General features: G+C 63.0%; 20 protein-coding genes and 1 tRNA gene. 9 read left to right on the forward strand and 12 right to left on the reverse strand.

The window, feature by feature from the left end; translation table 11 throughout:
* Positions 1-55: 55 nt before the first annotated feature.
* Positions 56-988: a LysR family transcriptional regulator gene (locus ACS13N_RS17260; RefSeq protein ID WP_438932760.1), complete on the reverse strand. Its 933-nt coding sequence runs from the start codon at positions 986-988 to the stop codon at positions 56-58.
* Between the two features lie 132 nt (positions 989-1,120).
* Here ACS13N_RS17260 and ACS13N_RS17265 point away from each other — a divergent pair, with 132 nt between their 5' ends.
* Positions 1,121-2,041: a pyridoxal-phosphate dependent enzyme gene (locus ACS13N_RS17265; protein ID WP_438932761.1), complete on the forward strand. Its 921-nt coding sequence runs from the start codon at positions 1,121-1,123 to the stop codon at positions 2,039-2,041.
* A gap of 13 nt (positions 2,042-2,054) precedes the next feature.
* Here the strand turns inward: ACS13N_RS17265 and ACS13N_RS17270 are convergent, their stop codons facing one another.
* On the reverse strand, positions 2,055-2,633 hold the full coding sequence (locus ACS13N_RS17270) for an NnrU family protein (protein WP_438932762.1): 579 nt from the start codon (positions 2,631-2,633) through the stop codon (positions 2,055-2,057).
* A 101-nt stretch (positions 2,634-2,734) separates the two neighbouring features.
* Between ACS13N_RS17270 and ACS13N_RS17275 the strand changes: the two genes are divergently transcribed.
* A complete protein-coding gene (locus ACS13N_RS17275; RefSeq protein ID WP_438932763.1) occupies positions 2,735-3,154 on the forward strand; it encodes a RidA family protein in 420 nt (139 codons plus the stop codon).
* Between the two features lie 68 nt (positions 3,155-3,222).
* Here ACS13N_RS17275 and ACS13N_RS17280 read toward each other — a convergent pair whose 3' ends face one another.
* A complete protein-coding gene (locus tag ACS13N_RS17280) occupies positions 3,223-4,083 on the reverse strand; it encodes an MBL fold metallo-hydrolase (RefSeq protein ID WP_438932764.1) in 861 nt (286 codons plus the stop codon).
* 107 nt (positions 4,084-4,190) lie between these two features.
* Here ACS13N_RS17280 and ACS13N_RS17285 point away from each other — a divergent pair, with 107 nt between their 5' ends.
* The 6 genes from ACS13N_RS17285 to ACS13N_RS17310 all read left to right on the forward strand — a co-directional run bounded on the left by ACS13N_RS17285 (position 4,191) and on the right by ACS13N_RS17310 (position 8,431).
* A complete protein-coding gene (locus ACS13N_RS17285) occupies positions 4,191-4,562 on the forward strand; it encodes a metalloregulator ArsR/SmtB family transcription factor (protein WP_438932765.1) in 372 nt (123 codons plus the stop codon).
* Positions 4,563-4,655: 93 nt separating this feature from the next.
* Positions 4,656-5,915 (forward strand): NAD(P)/FAD-dependent oxidoreductase, encoded by a 1,260-nt coding sequence (locus ACS13N_RS17290; protein ID WP_438932766.1) that lies wholly within the window; start codon positions 4,656-4,658, stop codon positions 5,913-5,915.
* A 3-nt stretch (positions 5,916-5,918) separates the two neighbouring features.
* Positions 5,919-6,740 carry a sulfite exporter TauE/SafE family protein gene (locus ACS13N_RS17295; RefSeq protein ID WP_438932767.1) on the forward strand — a complete coding sequence of 274 codons (822 nt, stop codon included), beginning with the start codon at positions 5,919-5,921 and terminating at the stop codon, positions 6,738-6,740.
* A 35-nt stretch (positions 6,741-6,775) separates the two neighbouring features.
* Positions 6,776-6,852 (forward strand) — tRNA-Pro (locus ACS13N_RS17300).
* A gap of 133 nt (positions 6,853-6,985) precedes the next feature.
* Positions 6,986-7,459, forward strand: a complete 474-nt coding sequence (sixA, locus tag ACS13N_RS17305) for a phosphohistidine phosphatase SixA (protein WP_438932768.1) — start codon at positions 6,986-6,988, stop codon at positions 7,457-7,459.
* 138 nt (positions 7,460-7,597) lie between these two features.
* Positions 7,598-8,431 (forward strand): GNAT family N-acetyltransferase, encoded by an 834-nt coding sequence (locus tag ACS13N_RS17310; protein WP_021194803.1) that lies wholly within the window; start codon positions 7,598-7,600, stop codon positions 8,429-8,431.
* A 93-nt stretch (positions 8,432-8,524) separates the two neighbouring features.
* Here ACS13N_RS17310 and ppx read toward each other — a convergent pair whose 3' ends face one another.
* A complete protein-coding gene (ppx, locus tag ACS13N_RS17315; RefSeq protein WP_438932769.1) occupies positions 8,525-10,072 on the reverse strand; it encodes an exopolyphosphatase in 1,548 nt (515 codons plus the stop codon).
* Positions 10,073-10,241: 169 nt separating this feature from the next.
* On the opposite strand from ppx, the gene ppk1 reads away from it, so the two are divergent.
* A complete protein-coding gene (ppk1, locus tag ACS13N_RS17320) occupies positions 10,242-12,413 on the forward strand; it encodes a polyphosphate kinase 1 (RefSeq protein ID WP_438932770.1) in 2,172 nt (723 codons plus the stop codon).
* An 81-nt stretch (positions 12,414-12,494) separates the two neighbouring features.
* On the opposite strand, the gene phoR is transcribed toward ppk1, so the two are convergent.
* From phoR to glmM, 8 genes are all read right to left on the reverse strand, one after another.
* Positions 12,495-13,823 (reverse strand): phosphate regulon sensor histidine kinase PhoR, encoded by a 1,329-nt coding sequence (gene phoR / locus ACS13N_RS17325; RefSeq protein WP_438932771.1) that lies wholly within the window; start codon positions 13,821-13,823, stop codon positions 12,495-12,497.
* 98 nt (positions 13,824-13,921) lie between these two features.
* Positions 13,922-14,635 carry a phosphate regulon transcriptional regulator PhoB gene (gene phoB / locus ACS13N_RS17330; protein ID WP_024975443.1) on the reverse strand — a complete coding sequence of 238 codons (714 nt, stop codon included), beginning with the start codon at positions 14,633-14,635 and terminating at the stop codon, positions 13,922-13,924.
* 24 nt (positions 14,636-14,659) lie between these two features.
* Positions 14,660-15,373 (reverse strand): phosphate signaling complex protein PhoU, encoded by a 714-nt coding sequence (phoU, locus tag ACS13N_RS17335; RefSeq protein WP_438932772.1) that lies wholly within the window; start codon positions 15,371-15,373, stop codon positions 14,660-14,662.
* 34 nt (positions 15,374-15,407) lie between these two features.
* Positions 15,408-16,199 (reverse strand): phosphate ABC transporter ATP-binding protein PstB, encoded by a 792-nt coding sequence (gene pstB, locus ACS13N_RS17340; RefSeq protein ID WP_438932773.1) that lies wholly within the window; start codon positions 16,197-16,199, stop codon positions 15,408-15,410.
* On the reverse strand, positions 16,196-17,080 hold the full coding sequence (pstA, locus tag ACS13N_RS17345) for a phosphate ABC transporter permease PstA (RefSeq protein ID WP_438932774.1): 885 nt from the start codon (positions 17,078-17,080) through the stop codon (positions 16,196-16,198). Before pstA ends, pstB begins: the two co-directional genes overlap by 4 nt.
* Before the next feature lie 38 nt (positions 17,081-17,118).
* Positions 17,119-18,093 (reverse strand): phosphate ABC transporter permease PstC, encoded by a 975-nt coding sequence (pstC, locus tag ACS13N_RS17350; protein ID WP_438932775.1) that lies wholly within the window; start codon positions 18,091-18,093, stop codon positions 17,119-17,121.
* A 117-nt stretch (positions 18,094-18,210) separates the two neighbouring features.
* A complete protein-coding gene (gene pstS / locus ACS13N_RS17355) occupies positions 18,211-19,248 on the reverse strand; it encodes a phosphate ABC transporter substrate-binding protein PstS (protein ID WP_438932776.1) in 1,038 nt (345 codons plus the stop codon).
* A gap of 193 nt (positions 19,249-19,441) precedes the next feature.
* Positions 19,442-20,785, reverse strand: coding sequence for a phosphoglucosamine mutase (gene glmM / locus ACS13N_RS17360; RefSeq protein WP_438932777.1), 1,344 nt, complete (start codon positions 20,783-20,785; stop codon positions 19,442-19,444).
* Positions 20,786-20,859: the final 74 nt, after the last annotated feature.

A 20,859-nucleotide genomic window follows, 5' to 3' on the forward strand; every position in this document is an offset into this window, starting at 1 on the left:
AGGCACGCTGGTAAGACCCGATCCGTCCGGTCAGAAAATACGCGGCTAACGCCCGCTACCGCATCGCTTGCGTGCGGCGTGCCCGCCCACCTCGGCCAACAACCTCTCGCAGCACTTGCGCAAACCGCGTAACAACCGGCGTTGTCGCGTCCTCGTCAAAAGTGAACTCCACGTCAAAGCGATCCGACACCTCCCGCAGCAGCACCAACACCACGGTGGGTGGACACAGGGCGGAAAGACTCTCCGGAACGAACGCACACCCCATGCCCGCTGCCACAAGGCCAACCACGGTTGGGATGTCGCTGCCGATCTGCGCCACGCGCGGCGTGAAGCCCGCGCGCTCACACTGCCCCATCAAAAAACGATGGTGCGCGGCAGAGCGCTCCGGATCGAACCAGACGAACGGTTGGTCCGCCACGTCCGCCAGCCGTTTGGGCGCTTTGTGCAGGGCGGATTGCGATGCGGGCATGGCCAGCACAAAGCGGTCGCTCAGCAGCGCGACGCCAGACAAATGCGGCGCCTCGTCACGACGCCAAGCCATGATGCCGCCGTCGATCTGCTTGCGTGCGATGGCGGCAGCCTGCTCTGCAGAGAGCATCGGCGTGACCGAAACCCTGACCTCCGGGCACGCGGCGCGAAAGGCCTGCAACACATTCGTCACGACGGTCGCGCTGAGATAGTTCGGCAGCACACCCAGGTGCAGTTCACCAAGCTGGCCTGCTGCGCAACGCAGGGCGCGATCTCGACCGGTCTGCAAGTCGGCCAGCAGTTGCCGAGCATCGCGCAGAAAACTCTCGCCGGCGGCAGTCAGCTGCACACCCCTTGCCTTGCGCGCCAGCAGCGGCGTGCCGATGGCGGCCTCCAGCTCAAGAATCTGCCGCGACAAGGCGGGCTGAACGATGCCGATGGTTCGCGCACCAGCCACCACGCTGCCAGCCTGTGCCACCGCAATGAAGTAGCGAAGGTGGCGTAATTCAATGTTCCGCATATCGTTTCGGCACGCTCATACCCATACTTATCAAGCATAGCAAATCCGCCTATAAAGCATTTGTACGCATAGATGAGAATGCCTAGGATGGGTGCTTCCTTGAACATGCGTTGCCGCACATCACGACCAGACATGACGCTCCACATCCACACGCCCTTCGTACCGTCTCAACCCTATTCACGGCGGCTAGGCAAACCGGTGTGGCTGAAGATGGAGGCCGCGCAGCCGTCGGGCTCGTTCAAGTTGCGGGGCATCGGTGCCTTGTGCGAGGCGCAGCGTGCCACCGGGGCCCAGCGGTTCATCTCATCCTCCGGCGGCAATGCGGGGCTTGCCGTGGCCTACTGCGGACGCAAGCTCGGTGTTCCCGTCGTCGTCGTGGTGCCGGAGAGCACACCGCAGCGGGCGCGCGACCTGATCCGCCAGGAAGGCGCAGAACTGATCGTGCACGGCGCCGCGTGGGCGCAAGCCAATGCCTATGCGCAGTCGCTGATCGGCCCGGGTGATGCCTTCGTGCATCCATTCGACGATCCAACCCTCTGGCAGGGACACGCCACACTGGTGGACGAGATGGCGGCATCCGGACACAGGCCCGGCGCGATCATCCTCGCCGTGGGCGGAGGCGGGCTGCTGTGCGGCGTGATGGAAGGACTCCAGCGAAATGGCTGGTCCAACGTGCCTGTCATTGCGGTGGAGACTGAGGGGGCGGACTGTTTCGCGCGCTCGATCGCACAGGGTAAACCGGTTGAACTCGCCACGATCTCAAGTGTGGCCACCTCGCTGGGTGCAAAGCGGCCGTGCGACGGTGCGCTCGAATGGGCCGCCTGCCGCGAGATCTACAACGTCGTGGTGTCGGACGCGCAGGCGGTGAAAGCCGCGCTCCGGTTTCTTGACGAGCACCGCGTGGTGGTTGAACCGGCCTGCGGGGCCGCACTGGCAGCCCTGGATAGCAGGCACCCAGCCATCAAGGCAGCCTCCAGCATTGCTGTGGTCGTGTGCGGCGGGGCCACGGTCACTGCTCAGCAACTGCAGGACTTGGCTGCAACGTTCGATTGATTGCGGCGGCTGGCTACCCCATCGGGTTCACGCCAATCCAGCGCACGTGGAGATAGAACGCAAACGCAACCCAGGCAACAACACCAATCACAACGGGAATCACATCGCGTGAAAGCGTTCCGGCGGGATAGACAACACCTTCCACGCGATCCCGCTGACGCGCGGCCACGAAATCGGCCAGCGCCCAGACAAGGAAAGCGCCAAACAACACGACCGCATGCAACGTGCCGTTTGCCAGCAGATGCGCCAACGCCCACAGCACCACGCTGAGCGCCTGCGGATGCCCGACCCACGCCTTGAAGTGATTGCCCGGCACGTACGCCGCTACAAAGAGAATGAAAGCGGCAAACGTGAGCAAACCCGCGAGATGCGGTGCCCACCCTGGCCGAGCCCACAGCACGACCGGTTCGTGCCGCGCGATGCCATATCCCCAGATGACCACCGCCAGCCCGATGATGGACGCGATGGAGTACGCACCTTTCCAGCCCTTCTCCCCCATCTGCGCGATCCGCGCCTTGCGCCATCCTCCCGCAACGATCCGGACGGAATGCACCCCCAGGAAGATCAGCAACCCCAATATCAGAATGGCCATGACGGGCTCCTTGCTGCGGCGATCGGCAGATGGCGACGATTGTCACGCAGATGCCTCAGCCATGCCAAGATGGGTGCCTCTTTCGTCCAACGGCGCCCTTCATGCCCGCTTCCAAGACGACCATCACCCTGCCGAACCCGCACCCTGTCTTCGGCAGCACCGACGTGTTCAAGACGTTCAACTATGCGCCGGCCGTTGCAGCGGGCGGCTTGCTGTTCATCGCTGGCCAGATTGGCATGCGCGCGGACGGAACGGTGCCGGACACGGTAGAAGAGCAGATCGATCTCGCCTTCCAGCGCTTGGGGGCAATCCTGCAAGCGGCCGGGCTCGGCTTTGAAGACCTAGTCGAGCTGGTGAGCTATCACGTGGATGTCGACCAGCAACTGGCGGCGTTCCGCACGATCAAGGACCACTACATTCAGGCAGAAGTGCCGGCCTGGACCATCCTCGGTGTGGCGGCGTTGGCCAGACCGACGTTGCTGGTGGAGATCAAGGCGGTGGCAGTAACACGCACTGCGTGATCGACGGCAAGTGGTCACAAGAGAAAACGCCCTTCGAGGTCAAACCCGAAGGGCGTTTTCATTGCCGCTTACAACGCGTTGAGCGGAATTTTCAGATACCGCACACCGTTGGGCTCGGCCGGCGGCAATGCCCCCGCGCGGATATTGACCTGGATGGACGGCAGCATCAGCGTCGGCATGCCCAGTGTGGCATCGCGCTTGGTACGCATCTGCACGAAATCGTCCTGCGTGACGCCGTCGCGCACGTGGATGTTGGCGCGACGCTGTTCGGCCACCGTGGTGTGGCACGTCGCCTCACGGCCTGCGGGCGGATAGTCGTGGCACATGTAGAGTCGCGTATCGTGCGGCAAATCCAGCAGGCGGCGGATCGACTGGTACAGCGTGCCCGCATCGCCACCGGGGAAATCGCAGCGCGCGGTGCCTACGTCCGGCATGAAGAGCGTGTCGCCAACGAACACGGCATCCCCCACCTGATACGCCATGTCAGCCGGCGTGTGCCCCGGCACGGCCAGAGCCTTCGCTTCCAGATCACCAATGCGGAACACCTCGTCCGGCGCAAACAAGTGATCGAACTGCGAGCCGTCGAGCTGGAATGACGGCTCCAGGTTGAAGATCGGTTTGAACACGCCCTGCACCACGCGAATGCGCTCACCAATGGCGATGCGTCCACCAAAGCGCCCCCGCAGGTATGGCGCAGCCGACAGGTGATCGGCGTGCGCGTGTGTTTCCAGCAGCCATTCGACGCGTAACCCGTGCGTCTCGATGAAGGCCGCCACGCGATCGGCCGACTTGGTGCGCGTGCGGCCGGATTTCGGGTCGTAATCAAGTACCGAATCAATCACTGCGCACGGCGTACCCGGCCCGGCATGGACCACGTAGGTCATGGTGCAGGTGTCGGCGTCGAAAAACGGTTCGATCTGGGCGTGCATGGTGGGGCTTCCGCTAACAATCTATATTTTTATAGAATATCGTCAGATATTCTGTCTGCCAATAGCGCCGAATCGAGCGAACGGCGGACGACACGCTCCGCGCCCCGATGACTGACCCGACAATCGACCCAACCGACACTGTGCCGCTCCCGCCCCTGAGTGAGGCGGCCATCTCCATGCTGCGCGAATCCGCCTCCCAGGCGTGCGCGGTACTCAAGGCCATGGCCCATGAAGACCGCCTGCTGCTGCTCTGCCAGCTCACGCAAGGCGAGCGCAATGTCGGCGAGCTGGAAGCGCTGGTCGGCCTGCATCAGCCAAGCCTGTCGCAGCACCTGGGCGTGCTGCGCGACGAGGGCCTGGTCGCCACGCGCCGCGAGGGCAAGTACATCTACTACCGGCTGGCCAGCTTCGAGGTCATCCAGATCATGCAGACGCTCTCAGCGCTGTACTGCGGCAAAGTCCTGAAAAGCGTCCGATAAGTCCCTTTACATGGCACTGGCTTGCGACACGCCAACGCCGTGCCTTTCATCGAAGCACCGGCCGGTTTGCCCGGCAGCCCCAACTGAAATTGCATGCATTCCGAATCCCCTTCCCAGCCCGCGCCCGCCCTCGACTGCGATGTGCTCATTCTTGGCGGCGGTGCGGCTGGCATCGGCGTCGCGGCCAGCCTGCGCCGGCGCCGGCCGCAGCTCGGCATCACCATCGTCGAGCCGTCTGACGTGCACTATTACCAGCCGGCGTGGACGCTGGTCGGTGGCGGCGTGTTCGACGCGAAGGCCACGGCACGGCAGACCGATGCGCTGCTCCCGGCCGGCGTGCAGCGCATCCGCGCGGCAGCCACGCGCGTCGATGCCGATACGCACCGCGTGCAGCTCGACAACGGCCAGACGCTTGCCTATCGCCAACTGATCGTCTGCCCAGGGCTGCGCCTCGCGTGGAAGCGCATCGAAGGCCTGGAAGCGGCGCTCGGCCAGAACGGCGTTACGTCCAACTATAGGTTTGATTTGGCGCCGTACACATGGTCATTGGTGCGCAGCCTGCGCTCGGGCCGCGCGCTGTTCACGCAGCCGGCCATGCCGATCAAATGCGCTGGCGCGCCGCAAAAGGCGATGTACCTCGCGTGCGATCACTGGCAACGCACAGGCGTGCTCGATCGCATCAACGTGGAGTTCAACCTTGCCGGGGCAGCGCTGTTTGGCGTCGAGGCTTTCGTACCGTCGCTGATGCGCTATGTAGAGCGCTATCGCAGCAGGCTGGCATTCGGTTCCACGCTGGTGGCGGTCGACGGGCCGGCGCGCATGGCCTGGTTCGAGCACAAGAACGCCGCTGGTGAAGCCGTCCGCATCGCCAAGCCGTTCGACATGCTGCACGTGGTGCCGCCGCAGGTGCCCCCCGCCTTCATTGCCGAAAGCGGCCTGGGCGATGCCGCCGGCTGGTGCGAAGTCGACCCTGCCACGCTGCAGCACGTGCGGCATGTGGATGTGTTCTCGCTCGGTGACGTCAGCTCCACGCCCAACGCCAAGACGGCCGCCGCGGCGCGCAAGCAAATCGTCGTGGTCGCAGAGAACCTCCTCGCGCATCGCGAAGGTCAGCCCTTGCCCACGCGCTACGATGGCTACGGTGCTTGCCCGCTCACCGTAGAGCGCGGCAAGGTCGTGCTGGCCGAGTTCGGCTACGGCGGCAAGCTGCTGCCCACCTTCCCGCTGGTGCCAACCGTGGCGCGCAAGTCCGCCTGGTGGCTCAAGAAGACGTTGCTGCCATGGCTGTACTGGAACGCGCTGCTCAAGGGCCGCGAATGGCTGGCACGGCCAACCACACCTTCGGGGCGCTAAGCCATGTCGCCCGTTGAAATCGGCTGGATCGTCAGCGCAGGGCTGGGCTCGGTGGTGGGGCTCATCCTGGCGCTCACGGGTGCGGGTGGCGCCATCGTCGCGGTGCCGCTGCTGATCTTTGGGCTGCACCTGTCGGTGCCTGAGGCGGCACCGATCGCACTGCTGGCGGTGGGCTTGTCAGCGGGGCTGGGTGCCACGCTCGGTCTGCGTGAGGGCAAGGTTCGCTACAAGGCCGCGGGACTGATGGCGCTGTGCGGCGTGGTGGTATCGCCATTCGGCATCTGGGTTGCGCACCGTGTGCCGAATACGCCGTTGACGCTGCTGTTCGCCGTCGTGCTCGCCTATGTAGCGGTGCGCATGTTCCGCCAGGCCTGCGCAGACACACCCACGGCAAACGCGCCACGACATGCAGCGCCCCCCTGTCACCTCGACACCACAACGGCCAAGCTGGTCTGGACGCTACCGTGCGCGCGAGCGCTAGCTGCGTCAGGCGTGGGCGCAGGGTTCCTGTCTGGGCTGCTGGGCGTGGGTGGCGGGTTCGTCATCGTGCCGGCCTTGCGCCGCGCGACTGACCTGCCAATGCAGACGATCGTCGCCACATCGCTGGCGGTGATTGCGCTGGTCTCCGCCGGTGGCGTGGTGGCGTCGGCCATTGGCGGTCATGTCGACTGGCATATTGCGCTGCCGTTCGCAGCCGGCGCACTGACCGGCATGCTGGCAGGACGCCGCTTTGCCAAGCATCTGGCCGGGCCTGCATTGCAGCAGGGATTCGCGGCATTTGCCGGTGTAGTCGCGCTCGGATTGATCATCCGCACGTGGATTTGACCAATTTATTGCGGAAGCGGTACAATCGCCGATTCCGGAGCGTAGCGCAGCCTGGTAGCGCAACTGGTTTGGGACCAGTGGGTCGGGAGTTCGAATCTCTCCGCTCCGACCAGAATTTGGCAGTCAACAAAAACGGCTTACGTTCATCGCGTAAGCCGTTTTTGCTTTGTGCGGCGGAAGGCGTCATACGGTAGTGATATAAACGCGGCATCAGCGCCATCTCGCACCACCCGTAGAACCGCTCCATGAATCTCATCCTGTGGCGCCACGCCGAAGCCGAAGACGTGGCCGCATCATTGCGCATCCAGCGCAGCACCGATCTCCAACGTGAACTGACCAAGCGCGGCGAAAAGCAGGCCGAAAAAATGGCAGCCTGGCTGCGCCCTCGCCTGCCGGAAGACACGCGCGTGCTGGTCAGCCCCGCCGTACGCACGCAGCAAACCGCGCGCGCGCTCACCGAGCATTTCCAGACGTTGCCCGAGATCGCGCCGGGCGCGGACGTCAGCACCATCCTTGCGGCCATCGACTGGCCGTCGAGCACGAACCTGCTGCTGGTCGGCCACCAACCATGGCTTGGCCGCCTGGCCAGCCTGCTGATTGCCGGCGTCGAAATGGACTGGAGCGTGAAGAAAGCCGGCGTGTGGTGGCTGTGCCGCCGCATGCGCGAAGACGAGGCGCAAACCGTGCTGCGCGCAGTGGTCAACCCCGATCTTGTGTGACACGTCATCGTTGTCACAACTACGCCACGCAAAATTCACGTAATAGTCACGAATGACTTGCTTTTGTCGCTGATCTGTCATGCAGCGTCTCTAGAATCGCCCCGAAAGTAACCCTCAGCCACCCTAGGGGATGCACGAATGCGAGACCTGCCGACGCCCACCCAGCCTTTGATTGACGCACTGCCGAGCCTGAATCTAGGCAACGCACGGAGGGGCCTTCCTCGCTCACCCGACGCTGTTCCGGCGCGTGACAAGCCTGTTCTGGCCGTTTCGTGGGCGCGCCATCAGGATGAAGTGACCGAGGCGCAACGCCTGCGCTACAAGGTCTTTGCCGAGGAGATGGGCGCTCGCCTGCCCTCGGCCCATGCAGAACTCGATGTCGACATGTTCGACGCCGTGTGCGATCACCTGATCGTGCGCGACCAGAAGACGCTGCGCGTGGTCGGCACCTATCGCGTACTGCGCCCGGACGCCGCCAAACAGATCGGCTGCCTGTACTCCGAGTCCGAATTCGACCTCGTGCGCCTCACGCACCTGCGTCCGAAGATGGTCGAGCTGGGCCGCTCCTGCGTGCACCGCGACTACCGCTCGGGCAGCGTCATCATGGCGCTGTGGGCCGGTCTGGGTGAATACATGCAGCGCTACGGCTTCGAATCGATGCTGGGCTGTGCCAGCGTGTCGATGGGTGACGGCGGCCACTTTGCCGCAAGCCTCTACCGCAGCTTCGTCGACGACGGTTCGCTTGCCCCGATCGAGTACCACGCCTTCCCGCGCGTGCCGCTGCCGGTCGATGAGCTGAACCAGAACCTGGAAGTCGATCCGCCTGCGCTGGTGAAGGGCTACCTGCGCCTGGGCGCCCGCATCTGCGGCGCACCGGCCTGGGATCCTGACTTCAACGTTGCCGACTTCCTCACGCTGCTGCGCCTGTCGGACATCAACCCGCGCTACGCACGCCACTTCCTGCGCGGCTGATCACACCTACCGCTGCAAAACAAAACGGCCCGGTCTTTCGAACCGGGCCGTTTTGTTTGGATCGGCACTGCAGCGTGCCAAGACTCCAACGGTTTATACGTACGTCACCTTGTAGCGGCGGCCGATGCGCTGCCATTCATCGGCTTCCTGCGTGAGGCTGTACTCGACCAGCGGGTTCTGCTCGATCCAGCTCTTGGGCAGCTCCACTTCGAAGCCGCCTTCGTTGAGTTCGCCTTCGCTCTGTCGCACCCTGAGGCCCGGCAGCTGGATCGCACCGCGCCGACGGCACAGCACGAAGGCCAGGCGCAGGCTGAACAGCATCCGCCAATCCAGAAACTTGCCGCCGCCCGACAACTTGCCAAGCTTGCCGGCATGCCCCAGCAGCAGCGTCGCCAGGCGCGCCTGATCGGTCTTGGAGAAGCCCGGCATGTCAGCATGGCTGGCAATGTAGGCCGAATGCTTGTGATAGCCGCTGTGCGAGATGCTCATGCCGATCTCGTGCAGGTTTGCCGCCCAGCCGAGCAGCGCGAGATTGTCTTCACGGCGCTCATCGGGTGGATCTGGAAACTGCGACAGCAGCGCCGTCGCCGCATCACGCACGCGATGCGCCTGCGCGCGATCCACGTTATAGCGACGCATGAACTGCTCGATCGTCACCGTGCGCATGTCTTCGTGGTGGCTACGGCCAAGCAGGTCGTACAGCACGCCCAGTCGCAACGCACCGTCGGTCACGTCCATGCGGTCGATGTCGAGTTCGGCAAACACGCCGAGCATGATCGACAGGCCGCCCGGCAGCACCGGAATGCGGTCCGATTTCAGGCCGCTCAGCTTCAGGCGGTTGGTGTTCTCCGACTTGATCAACGCACGCTTGAGGCGCTCCAACCCTTCGCGGGTGATGCCGTGGGCGCTGCCCTTCTCGCCCTTGTCGTTAAAGCCGTTCAGCTCGATCAGCTCGGCCAGCGCGCGCGCCGTACCCGATGACCCCACTGCCTGGTTCCAGCCGGCCGTGCGGTACTGCTGCACGAGGATCTGGATTTCGCGACGCGCGGCCAGCTCGGCCTGCTTCATCGCATACTCATCCACGTTGCCGTTCGGGAAGAAATGGCGGCTGTGCGACACGCACCCGATATAGAGCGACTCCATCAGCTTGGGCTTGTAGCCGTTGCCGATGATGAACTCGGTTGAGCCACCGCCGATGTCGACGACGAGCCGATTGCCCTGGCACGCCGGCGCATCGTGCGACGCACCGAGATAGATCAGCCGTGCCTCTTCGCGGCCCGCAATCACTTCGATGGGGAAGCCAAGCGCGGCCTCCGCCTCGATCAGGAACTCCTGCGCGTTCTTGGCCACACGCAGCGTGTTGGTGGCCACCGCACGTACGTGGTCGGGCGAGAAATCGCGCAGGCGATCGCCAAAACGGCGCAGGGCATCAACACCACGGCGGCGTGCCGGCTGATCCAGGTACTTATCTTGCGTAAGCCCGGCAGCCAGACGCACCGGCTCGCGCAGCGCATCGACCTGAAAGATCTGACTGCTGCTGGCGCCGTTGGCGGTGACGGTTTCGTCGACGCGGCCGATCATCAGCCGAAAGCTGTTGGAGCCCATGTCGACAGCGGCCAGCAGACGGGGTGTGGGACTCATGAATGGAAAACGGGTTGAAACGCGATGGGCGTTTTTAGGGATTGTGGTTCGAAGCGCTGCGCCACAAAATATGTCTCTATTGTGTCGTCAACGTGACAATTCAAATGTGTCACAAATTTGACACCAGAATATGAAAAAGTGGCCGGATAGTCATTCGCTGGAACAGAACATGTCGACATTGCCCGCGGGCGATCTGCTCAATCGCGAACTGGGCATTCTTGAATTCAACGCCCGTGTGCTGGCCCAGGCGGCCGACCCTGGCGTGCCGCTCATGGAGCGGCTGAAGTTCATCTGCATCGTGTCGAGCAATCTGGATGAGTTCTTTGAGATCCGCATTGCCGGGTTGAAGGAACAGATGCGCGACAACCCGTCGTCTCTCACCCCCGACGGCCTGTCGGTACAGCAGGCGTTTGGCGTGGTGACGGATCAGGTGCGGCAACTGGTCACGCAGCAGTATGCCATGCTGCAGGACGAGATCCTGCCCCTTCTGGAGAAGGAAGGCGTCTTCTTCCACATGACCACCAACTGGAACGAAGCCCAGCGCGCCTGGTGCCGCAACTTCTTCCAGCGAGAGTTGGTGCCCATCCTGACGCCGATGGCGCTGGACCCGGCGCACCCCTTCCCGCGCGTGCTCAACAAGAGCCTGAACTTCATCATCGAGCTCTCTGGCAAGGACGCTTTCGGCCGCGAAGCCGAGCTCGCCATCGTGCAAGCGCCGCGCGCTCTGCCCCGCCTAGTGCAGATGCCGCCGGAGCTGTCGGGCTATCCGTATGGGTTCGTGCTGCTGTCGTCGTTCATGCAGGGCTTTGTACACGAGTTGTTCCCGCAGATCGACGTGCATGGCTGCTACCAGTTCCGCGTCACGCGCAACTCCGATCTGTTCGTGTCGGAAGATGAAATCACCGACTTGCGCGAAGCGCTGCAGGGCGAACTGTCCACGCGCCATTTTGGCGACGCGGTCCGCCTGGAAATCGCGCACGATACCTCGCCCGCGCTGGTACGCCGTCTGCTGCAAGAATTCGGGCTGACCGAAGCCGACTGCTACCGCGTCAAGGGCCCGGTGAATCTGGTGCGCCTGCTGCAGGTGCCCGACATGGTCGACAAGCCGGTGCTCAAGTACCCGCCGCATGTGCCGGCCACGGTTAAGCAAGTGGCCAACAGCTCGAACATCTTCGACGCCATCCGCCAGGGCGACATCCTGCTGCACCACCCGTACGAGAGTTTCACGCCCGTGCTGGAGCTGCTGCAGCAGGCTGCGCGCGACCCTGACGTGGTGGCCATCAAGCAGACCGTCTATCGCACCGGCAACGAATCGCCGGTGATGGAAGCACTCATCAAGGCCGCGCGCAACGGCAAGGAAGTGACCGTGGTGGTCGAGCTGCTGGCGCGCTTTGATGAAGAAACGAACATCAACTGGGCCGACCAGCTTGAATCCGCCGGCGCGCATGTCGTGTACGGTGTGGTGGGCCACAAGTGCCACGCCAAGATGCTGCTGGTGGTGCGCCGTGAGGTCTCCGGCAAGGGCAAGACCGTCAAGCTGCACCGCTACGCGCACCTGGGCACCGGCAACTACCACCCCAAGACCGCCCGCCTCTATACGGACTTCGGCCTGATGACGGCCAACGAGCAGATCTGCGAAGACGTGCATCACACGTTCCAGTTGCTCACCGGCACGGGCGCGCAGGTCAAGTTGCATCACCTGTGGCACTCGCCGTTCACGATGCATGAGAACCTGGTCGAGCACATCCGTGCCGAAGCGCGCGCTGCCCGCGCGGGCAAACGTGCGCGCATCATCGGCAAGATGAACGCGCTGCTGGAGCCGACCATCATCGACGAGTTGTACAAGGCGTCGCGTGCTGGCGTGAAGATCGACCTGATCGTGCGTGGTGTGTGCGCGCTCAAGGCAGGCGTGCCAGGGCTATCGGAGAACATCAGCGTGCGCTCGATCGTCGGGCGCTTCCTGGAGCATCACCGCGTCTACTACTTCCATGCTGCCGGCGAGGAAGTCGTCTACCTCTCCAGCGCGGACTGGATGGACCGCAACCTGTTCCGCCGCGTAGAGGTTGCCTTCCCTGTGCTTGATCGCAAGCTCAAGGCGCGCGTCATCAAGGAAAGCCTGCAGGTGCATCTGCGCGACAACGCATCGGCTTGGGTGATGCAGGCGGACGGCACGTACGTGCAACGCACGACGCGCGGCAAGCACGTGCGCATCAGCCAGCTCGAATTGCTGAATCACTTCTCGCCGCAGGCTGCAGCAGCGGCGGAAACGGCCGCAGCAGTGGCCGCTGCGACGGCCGCAGAGCCGATCAGTCGCGTACCGGTGGAGATTTCCGCTGGCTGATCCACCCTGCTTCGCAAAACAAAAACGCACGCTGTTGAGCGTGCGTTTTTCATTGGGCGATGGGGTTGCCGTGCGGTTGCATCAGGCAGCGCGCTCGTCGCTGATGCTCACGCTGCGAACCACCGTGCGCTCCGGCGGGAACACCGCGCGGAAGGTGCTTCCCTTACCGTGCTCGCTCGTCACCTGCAGCTCGCCGCCGTGGCGCGAGAGCACGTGCTTGACGATCGCCAGGCCCAGGCCCGTACCTCCAGTATCGCGCGAGCGGCTGCGGGCGACGCGATAGAAACGCTCGGTCAGGCGCGGGATATGCTCGGGTGCGATGCCGATGCCCGTGTCCGTCACGGAGAACATCGCGTGCCCATCCTTTACCCCCCAGTCGAGGCGAATGGCACCGCCATCCGGTGTGTAGCGAACGGCATTGGAGGCCAGATTGCTGAACGCGGAGATCAGCTCCAGCTCAGCCCCGCACACGCTCACCGCCGGATCGCACGTCACGCTGATGGTGTGGCGGCCGGCAGAGAGCGCCTCGATGTCATGCTCAAGCTGCAGCATCATGCGCTGCATCGGCACCGGCGTGACTGACGGCGGCTCGGAGTTGCCTTCCAGCGTCGCCAGTGCCAGCAGATCTTCCACCAAGTGCTGCATGCGCATGGCCTGCGTATGCATCATGTCGAGGTAGCGCTTCTTGTCTTCCTCGGGCAGCGGAATATCGCGCACCGTCTCTAGAAAACCGGCGAGCACTGTCAGCGGCGTCTTCAGCTCGTGCGAGACGTTGGCAACGAAGTCGCGGCGCATGGCCTCGGTGTTCTCCAGCTTGGTGATGTCTTGCGTCACCAGCAGCTTACGGTCTTCGCCGTACGGCAGGACCTGGACAGAGACGATGCTTTGCTTGTGGGGCCCCACGTCATGCATGGTGAGCGGCTCCTCGAACTCGCCGCGCGCAAGGTAGCGGACGAACTCCGGTCTGCGAATCAGATGGGTGATGCGTTGGCGCAGGTCTCGCTTGGCAGACAAGCCGAAGTGCTCCTCGGCCACAGCGTTGCACCATTCGATCTGGTCTTCAGCGTCGAGCATCAGCACGCCATTGGGCGATGCTTGAATGGCCTGGATGAACCGGCTGTGCTGCTGCTCGACCTGCAGCACCTGCGTGCGCCAGCCCTTCATGAGCCGGTGCAGGCGGTAGTAGACCTCGCCCCATAGGCCGAGCGCGCTGGGGATCTCGCCATAGGCCGGCGAGTCCAGCACGCGCCACAGGCGCTGGATCTGATAGACGTAGTAAAGGAGCATCACCAACAGCAGCGCACTGAGCACGGCCAGTGCAACCACGTGGTTGGCGAAAACATACAGACACGCCGTGAGGATGCCGCCCAGGGCGACAAAGACGGCGAAGCGGGTCCAGAAGACGTTCATGAGGGCATTCTAAGCGCTGGACCGCAAGGATCGTATGAATGCGGCGTGTGAACGCGCGATGGAAAATACCTGACTCGTGCGCTCGTTCAGCCGATACGTTATTGCCCCGGATTGCGCGCCAGGCGATAGCCGCTGCCGCGCACCGTTTCGATCATGTTGCTGTAGCCACCCGGGGCGAGTGCCGCGCGCAGGCGCTTGATGTGCACATCTACGGTGCGCTCTTCCACGAACACGTGGTCGCCCCATACCTGGTCAAGCAACTGCGAGCGGCTGTGCACGCGCTCCGGATGCGTCATCAGGAAATGCAGCAGGCGGAACTCGGTCGGGCCCAGATCAAGCTTGATCGGGTTTTCCGCTTCGATGTTCGTGGCCGTCACGCGGTGCGTGGCCGGGTCCAGCTTCAGGCCGTTGATGGCCACCACGTCGTCGGTCAGCTGCGGCGCACGGCGGCGCAGCACGGCCTTGATGCGGGCCAGCAGCTCCTTGGGCGAGAACGGCTTGGTGACGTAGTCGTCCGCGCCGCTGTCCAGGCCCATGATCTTGTCCTGCTCTTCGCTGCGGGCGGTCAGCATGATGATCGGGATCTGGCGCGTGCGCTCGTTGGCACGCAGCTCCTTGGCGAACATCACGCCGGACTTGCCCGGCAGCATCCAGTCCAGCAGAACCAGATCTGGCAGCACATCGCTCATCAGCGACAGCGCCTGTTCAGCGTTGTACGCACGGATCGGGTAGTGACCTGCGTGCTGCAGGTTAACGGCGATCAGCTCGGCGATCGCCGGTTCGTCTTCCACGACCAGAATGCTACTCGGCATGCTCACGTCTCCATCCTGCCTTTTTTATTCGCCCTCGCCCTGGATCTCACGCTCCAGCGCCTCGCGCCCAGCGTGCCGGACGTCGGTTCCCTTGACGATGTAAATGATGAACTCGGCGATGTTCTTGGCGTGATCGCCAATACGTTCGATCGCCTTGGCAATGAACAGCAGATCCAGCGACACCGAAATCGTGCGCGGGTTCTCCATCATGTAGGTGATGAGTTCGCGCATGAAGCCGCGGAATTCCTCGTCGATGGCCTTGTCTTCCTTCAGGATCGACACGGCCTCGGCGGTGTCCAGCCGCGCGAAGGCATCCAGCGCATGACGCAGGATGGTCGCTGCCATCTCGCCAGAGCGCTCAACGCCCGCATAGTTCAGCGTGTGTGCCGACGGGTCTTGCATGAGGCGCTTGGTGCGCTTGGCGATCTTCGCGGCCTCGTCGCCGGCGCGCTCCAGGTTGGTGATGGTCTTCGAGATCGCCATGACCAGACGCAGGTCGCGGGCGGTCGGCTGGCGGCGCGCGATGATGTTGTTGCAATCGCCGTCGATCTCGATTTCGAGCGCATTGATCTCCTGCTCCACCGCGAGCACCTGATCACACATCGCGGTGTCGAAGTTGGCCAGGGCGCGCATCGCGCGGGCGATCTGTGCCTCAACCAAGCCACCCATCTGCAGCACCTTGGTGCTGATGGAGGTCAGGTCGGAGTCAAACTGTGATGACAGATGTTTCTCAGACATCGGGTTCTCCTTGTCGCTTCAGCGTTGTTACCGATCAGCCGAAGCGGCCGGTGATGTAGTCTTCCGTTTCCTTGCGCTGGGGCTTGATGAAGATCTTTTCGGTATCGCCGAATTCGATCAGCTCGCCCAGATACATATACGCCGTGTAGTCGGAACAGCGCGCCGCCTGTTGCATGTTATGCGTGACGATGACGACGGTGTAGTCATCCTTCAGTTCGGCGATCAGCTCTTCGATCTTGCCGGTGGAAATCGGGTCCAGTGCCGAGCACGGTTCGTCCAGCAGCAGCACCTCAGGACGGATGGCGATGCCACGTGCGATACACAGACGCTGCTGCTGACCACCCGACAGGCCATAGCCCGACTGGTTGAGCTTGTCCTTGACTTCGTTCCACAGCGCGGCCTTGGTCAGCGCCCATTCCACGCGGTCGTCCATTTCGGAGCGCGACAAGCGTTCGAACAACTTCACGCCAAAGGCGATGTTGTCGTAGATCGACATCGGGAACGGCGTCGGCTTCTGGAACACCATGCCCACCTTGGCGCGCAGCAGGGCGATGTCCATCTTCGACGTGAGCAGGTTCTCGCCGTCCATATTGATCGCACCTTCGGCACGCTGCTCGGGGTACAGGGCGTACATCTTGTTGAACGTACGCAGCAGGGTCGACTTGCCGCAGCCCGACGGACCGATGAACGCAGTCACCTGCTTTTCGGGAATCTGCAGCGAGATGTTCTTGAGCGCGTGGAACTTGCCGTAGTAGAAGTTCAGGTCACGCACATCGATCTTCGGGCTTTGCGTGCGCACTTCGAGGGACGTAGCAGTCATGGTCATTTCTTGGTGAACAAGGCACGCGCGAGGATGTTCAACCCCAGCACACCCAATGTAATCAGGAACACCCCGGCCCAGGCCAACTGCTGCCACTCGGGGAACGGGCTCATCGCAAACTTGAAGATCACCACCGGCATGGTCGCCATCGGCTGATTCAGATCCAGGCTCCAGAACTGGTTGTTCAGCGCGGTGAAGAGCAGCGGCGCGGTCTCACCCGCAATACGGGCGACGGCCAGCAGCACACCGGTAATCACGCCTGCGTACGATGCCTTGAGCGTGATCGACAGAATCATCTTCCACTTGGGCGTACCGAGCGCCATGGCGGCTTCACGCATGGCGTTGGGCACCAAGTTCAACATGTTCTCGGTGGTGCGCACCACGATCGGGATCTGCAGCAGCGCCAGTGCAAGCACACCGGCAATCCCCGAGAAGTGCTGCACACGTGCCACCACAACGGCATACACGAACAGGCCAATCACGATGGACGGCGCCGACAGCAGGATGTCGTTGATGAAGCGCGTCACGCTGGCCAGCATCGATGTCTTACCGTATTCCGCCAGGTAGATTCCAGCCAGGATACCCAGCGGCGTGCCGATCAGCGTGGCCATGCCGACCAACATGAACGAGCCGGCGATGGCGTTGGCCAAGCCGCCTCCCGGCGTGTTCGGCGGTGGCGTCATCTCCGTGAAGAGCGACAGCGACAGGCCGCCCACACCCAGCGAGAGCGTGGTCCACAGGATCCACGCCAGCCACACCAGGCCGAAGCCCATGGCGGCAAGCGAGAGTGCCAGCGCAATGCCATTGATATTGCGGCGACGGGCCTGCAGGCGTGACTTGATTTTCTCGGAGTCGGCGCGAACGGCAGGAATGGAAGGCGTACGCATGGTGTTGGGTCTCATGGCGTCGGGCAGGTCATACTGGTTCACTTGTGGCCCTCGCTCTTCTGCAGGCGCAGCAGAAGCAGCTTGGACGCCGCCAGCACGATGAACGTGATGACGAACAGGATCAAGCCCAACTCCATCAGCGCGGCGGTGTGCAGGCCTTGGCCCGCTTCTGCAAATTCGTTAGCCAGTGCCGAGGTGATGCTGTTGCCCGGCGAGAACAGCGACGCGTCAGACAGCAGGTTGGTGTTGCCGATGACGAACGTCACGGCCATGGTTTCGCCCAGAGCGCGGCCCAGACCCAGCATCACACCGCCGATCACCCCAGCCTTGGTGTACGGCAGCACTACGTTCCACATGACTTCCCACGTCGTGCAACCCACGCCGTAGGCGGATTCCTTGAGCAGCGTCGGCGTGATCTCGAACACGTCGCGCATCACTGCCGAGATGTACGGGATGATCATGATCGCCAGGATCACCCCGGCGCACAGCAGGCCGATACCGATCGGTGCGCCCTGGAACAGCGCCCCGATGACCGGGATCTTGCCGATAGTCGCGGCCAGTGGCTTTTGAAAGTACTCGCCGAAGATCGGCGCAAACACGAGCAGGCCCCACATGCCGTAGACGATGGACGGCACGGCAGCGAGCAGCTCGATGGCGGTACCCAGCGGTCGGCGCAGCCAGGCCGGCGACAGCTCGGTCAAAAACAGGGCAATGCCGAAGCTCACGGGCACGGCAATGATGAGCGCGATCAGCGACGTGACCAGGGTGCCGTAGACGGGCACCAGCGCGCCATAGATGTCGGAGGGCGGATCCCACTCCGAATTCACCAGGAACGACAGGCCGAATTTCTGGATCGAGGGCCAGGAACTGATGATCAGCGAGACGATGATGCCGCCCAGCAGCAGGAGCGTAACGATTGCGGCAAGGCGGGTCAGGCCGCCAAACACCAGGTCGCCGGTGCGGCTTGGTGCGCGCATGCGGGAAGCGCCAGAAGAATCAGAGAGCGTGGCCATGAGGGAAACCGGTCAGCCGTGAGAGAAGCTGTTGAAATGGCGCGGGCGGCCGATCTGCACCGCCCGCCCGCACCTTGTACTGCACCCGGGTCTGTCAACCCAGGCAGCGGGCAACGATCAGTAGATCGCCTTACCCGACGCGTCCTTCACGCTCGACTTCCACGTCGCGCGGATCTGGTTCTTCACAGCATCCGGCAGCGGCACGTAGTCCAGACCCTTGGCAGCGTCATCGCCACCCTTGTAGGCCCAGTCGAAGAACTTCATGACTTCAGCGCCCTGCTCCGGCTTGGCCTGGGTCTTGTGCAGCAGGATGAAGGTCGCACCAGCGATCGGCCATGCGTCCTTGCCCGGCTCGTCCGTCAGGATCTGGTAGTACGACTTGCTCCACTCAGCACCAGCAGCTGCGGCCTTGAAGGCTTCAGCGGTCGGCTGCACAACGGCGCCCGACTTGTTTTGCAGGTTCACGTGGGTCATCTTGTTCTGCTTGGCGTAGGCGTACTCAACGTAGCCGATCGCGCCACCCAGACGCTGCACGAAAGCGGCCACGCCTTCGTTGCCCTTGCCGCCCGTACCGATCGGCCAGTTCACGGTCGTGCCTTCGCCAACCTTGCCCTTCCACTCGGCATTCACCTTCGACAGGTAGTTCGTGAAGATGAACGAGGTGCCCGAACCGTCAGCACGGCGCACCACCAGGATGTCCTGGTCCGGCAGCGGGGCCTTCGGGTTCAGCTTGACGATGGCTGGATCATTCCACTTCTTGATCTTGCCCAGGTAGATGTCGCCCAGCACTTGGCCGTTCAGGGTCAGACCGGTAATGGCCTGGCCCTTGGAGTCCTTCAGGTTGATCACCGGCACCACGCCACCGATCACGGTCGGGAACTGGATCAGACCGTCCTTGTTCAACTCGTCGTCCTTCAGCGGCATGTCCGATGCGCCGAAGTCAACGGTCTTGGCGGTGATCTGCTTGATGCCGCCCGACGAACCGATACCTTGGTAATTCACCTTGGCCTGGGTCGCCTTGTTGTAGTCAGCCGCCCACTTGTTGTAGACGGGTGCCGGGAACGTTGCGCCAGCGCCAGTGATGTCAACTGCGAATGCGGCACCAGCGAAAGCCAGCGCTGCCACACCAGCGATTGCGGTTTTGACCAGTTTCATGAGTTCTCCAGAGGAGCGGTTGAGCGATGACAGATTTTTGACACCCGAACTTTAGGTCGCTCACATGACACTTCTGTGACAACACAAAAACTTCTCATAACCGGCTTAAAACGCACGAAAGTCGATCCTAAGGCATAAAAAAAGCGGCGCAAGGGCCGCTTTTTTATTGCTTCTGCAGCGTTCCTCCGGCAATTTACTGGAACGTTGCCGCCAAGCGCTCTGCGTGCTGCGTGGCAAGCTCGGCATCCTGCGCCTCAACCATCACTCGCACGACAGGCTCGGTACCGGACGGACGAATCAGCACTCGTCCCTTGCCGTTGAGCTCAGCCTCGCTGGTCTTGAGCGCAGCCTGCAAACCAGCGTGCGACTTCCAGTCGAAACCCTTCTCGACGCGCACATTGATCAGCTTTTGCGGGAACAGGCGCACGCCGTCCAGCATCTGGTCGAGCGTCTGGCCGCTGCGACGCAATGCCGCAAGCACTTGCAGCGCCGAGATGATGCCGTCGCCCGTGCTGTGCTTGTCCAGGCACAGCAAGTGGCCCGAACCTTCACCGCCCAGCAACCAACCGTTCTTCTTCAGTTCTTCCAGCACATAGCGGTCGCCTACCTTGGCACGCACGAATTCGACGCCCTGCGCCTTGAGTGCCAACTCCACAGCCAGGTTGGTCATGAGTGTGCCGACGGCACCCGGTACCGCCTGTCCTGCCGCGCGACGCGCCTGCACCATCACGTAGAGCAGCTCATCGCCGTTGTACAGGCGGCCATTGCGGTCGACCACCTGCAGGCGATCGGCGTCACCGTCGAAGGCCAGACCGATGTCAGCACCATGTTCACGCGTGGCCTCGACCAGCTTGCCCGGTGCCGTCGCGCCGTAGCCGTCGTTGATATTGCGGCCGTTCGGCTGGTTGCCGATCGACACCACGTCCGCGCCCAGCTCATGGAAGACGTGCGGTGCGATGTGATACGCAGCTCCATGCGCGCTATCCAGCACGACCTTCATGCCGAACAGGTTCAGATCATTCGGGAACGTGCTCTTGCAGAACTCGATGTAGCGGCCGGCGGCATCTTCAATGCGGCGGGCACGACCCAGCGCGTCCGAAGCCGCGTACGCCATCGGCTTTTCCAGCTCGGCCTCGATCTGCAGTTCGGTCTCGTCCGGCAGCTTGTCGCCGCTGGCCGAGAAGAACTTGATGCCATTGTCATGGTAGGGATTGTGCGAGGCTGAGATCACCACACCCGCCGACAGGCGCAGCGCGCGCGTCAAATAGGCCACGCCAGGCGTCGGCAGCGGACCGCTCATCAGCACGTCCACGCCAGCAGCCGTAAAGCCGGCTTCCAGCGCGGCTTCCAGCATGTAGCCCGAGAGGCGCGTGTCCTTGCCGATCAGTACGGTGGGGCGGCCATGGCCGTGCGCTTCGCCGCCATGGGCGAGCACGCGGCCTGCGGCATAACCGAGGCGCAGCACAAAATCTGGCGTGATCGGGGTTTCACCGACACGTCCTCGGATGCCGTCGGTGCCGAAATACTTCCTGGACATTAAGGGTCTCTCCTGAGAATGTTTCTTTCTTTGTTTGTAAGGCGCCAGCCACGGCCGGGCAATCCTCTGTTCGC

This window comes from Ralstonia sp. 24A2, from assembly GCF_051783885.1.
Taxonomy (GTDB): Bacteria; Pseudomonadota; Gammaproteobacteria; order Burkholderiales; family Burkholderiaceae; genus Ralstonia.

Coding starts and splice junctions, on each gene's coding strand:
- ACS13N_RS17285 (WP_438932765.1), top strand. CDS start 4,191: ATGACTGACCCGACAATCGACCCAACCGACACTGTGCCGCTCCCGCCC.
- ACS13N_RS17270 (WP_438932762.1), bottom strand. CDS start 2,633: ATGGCCATTCTGATATTGGGGTTGCTGATCTTCCTGGGGGTGCATTCC.
- ACS13N_RS17260 (WP_438932760.1), bottom strand. CDS start 988: ATGCGGAACATTGAATTACGCCACCTTCGCTACTTCATTGCGGTGGCA.
- ACS13N_RS17265 (WP_438932761.1), top strand. CDS start 1,121: ATGACGCTCCACATCCACACGCCCTTCGTACCGTCTCAACCCTATTCA.
- pstB (WP_438932773.1), bottom strand. CDS start 16,199: ATGACCATGACTGCTACGTCCCTCGAAGTGCGCACGCAAAGCCCGAAG.
- ACS13N_RS17295 (WP_438932767.1), top strand. CDS start 5,919: ATGTCGCCCGTTGAAATCGGCTGGATCGTCAGCGCAGGGCTGGGCTCG.
- pstC (WP_438932775.1), bottom strand. CDS start 18,093: ATGGCCACGCTCTCTGATTCTTCTGGCGCTTCCCGCATGCGCGCACCA.
- ppx (WP_438932769.1), bottom strand. CDS start 10,072: ATGAGTCCCACACCCCGTCTGCTGGCCGCTGTCGACATGGGCTCCAAC.
- ACS13N_RS17310 (WP_021194803.1), top strand. CDS start 7,598: ATGCGAGACCTGCCGACGCCCACCCAGCCTTTGATTGACGCACTGCCG.
- glmM (WP_438932777.1), bottom strand. CDS start 20,785: ATGTCCAGGAAGTATTTCGGCACCGACGGCATCCGAGGACGTGTCGGT.
- ACS13N_RS17275 (WP_438932763.1), top strand. CDS start 2,735: ATGCCCGCTTCCAAGACGACCATCACCCTGCCGAACCCGCACCCTGTC.
- sixA (WP_438932768.1), top strand. CDS start 6,986: ATGAATCTCATCCTGTGGCGCCACGCCGAAGCCGAAGACGTGGCCGCA.
- ACS13N_RS17280 (WP_438932764.1), bottom strand. CDS start 4,083: ATGCACGCCCAGATCGAACCGTTTTTCGACGCCGACACCTGCACCATG.
- pstS (WP_438932776.1), bottom strand. CDS start 19,248: ATGAAACTGGTCAAAACCGCAATCGCTGGTGTGGCAGCGCTGGCTTTC.
- ppk1 (WP_438932770.1), top strand. CDS start 10,242: ATGTCGACATTGCCCGCGGGCGATCTGCTCAATCGCGAACTGGGCATT.
- phoR (WP_438932771.1), bottom strand. CDS start 13,823: ATGAACGTCTTCTGGACCCGCTTCGCCGTCTTTGTCGCCCTGGGCGGC.
- phoU (WP_438932772.1), bottom strand. CDS start 15,373: ATGTCTGAGAAACATCTGTCATCACAGTTTGACTCCGACCTGACCTCC.
- phoB (WP_024975443.1), bottom strand. CDS start 14,635: ATGCCGAGTAGCATTCTGGTCGTGGAAGACGAACCGGCGATCGCCGAG.
- ACS13N_RS17290 (WP_438932766.1), top strand. CDS start 4,656: ATGCATTCCGAATCCCCTTCCCAGCCCGCGCCCGCCCTCGACTGCGAT.
- pstA (WP_438932774.1), bottom strand. CDS start 17,080: ATGCGTACGCCTTCCATTCCTGCCGTTCGCGCCGACTCCGAGAAAATC.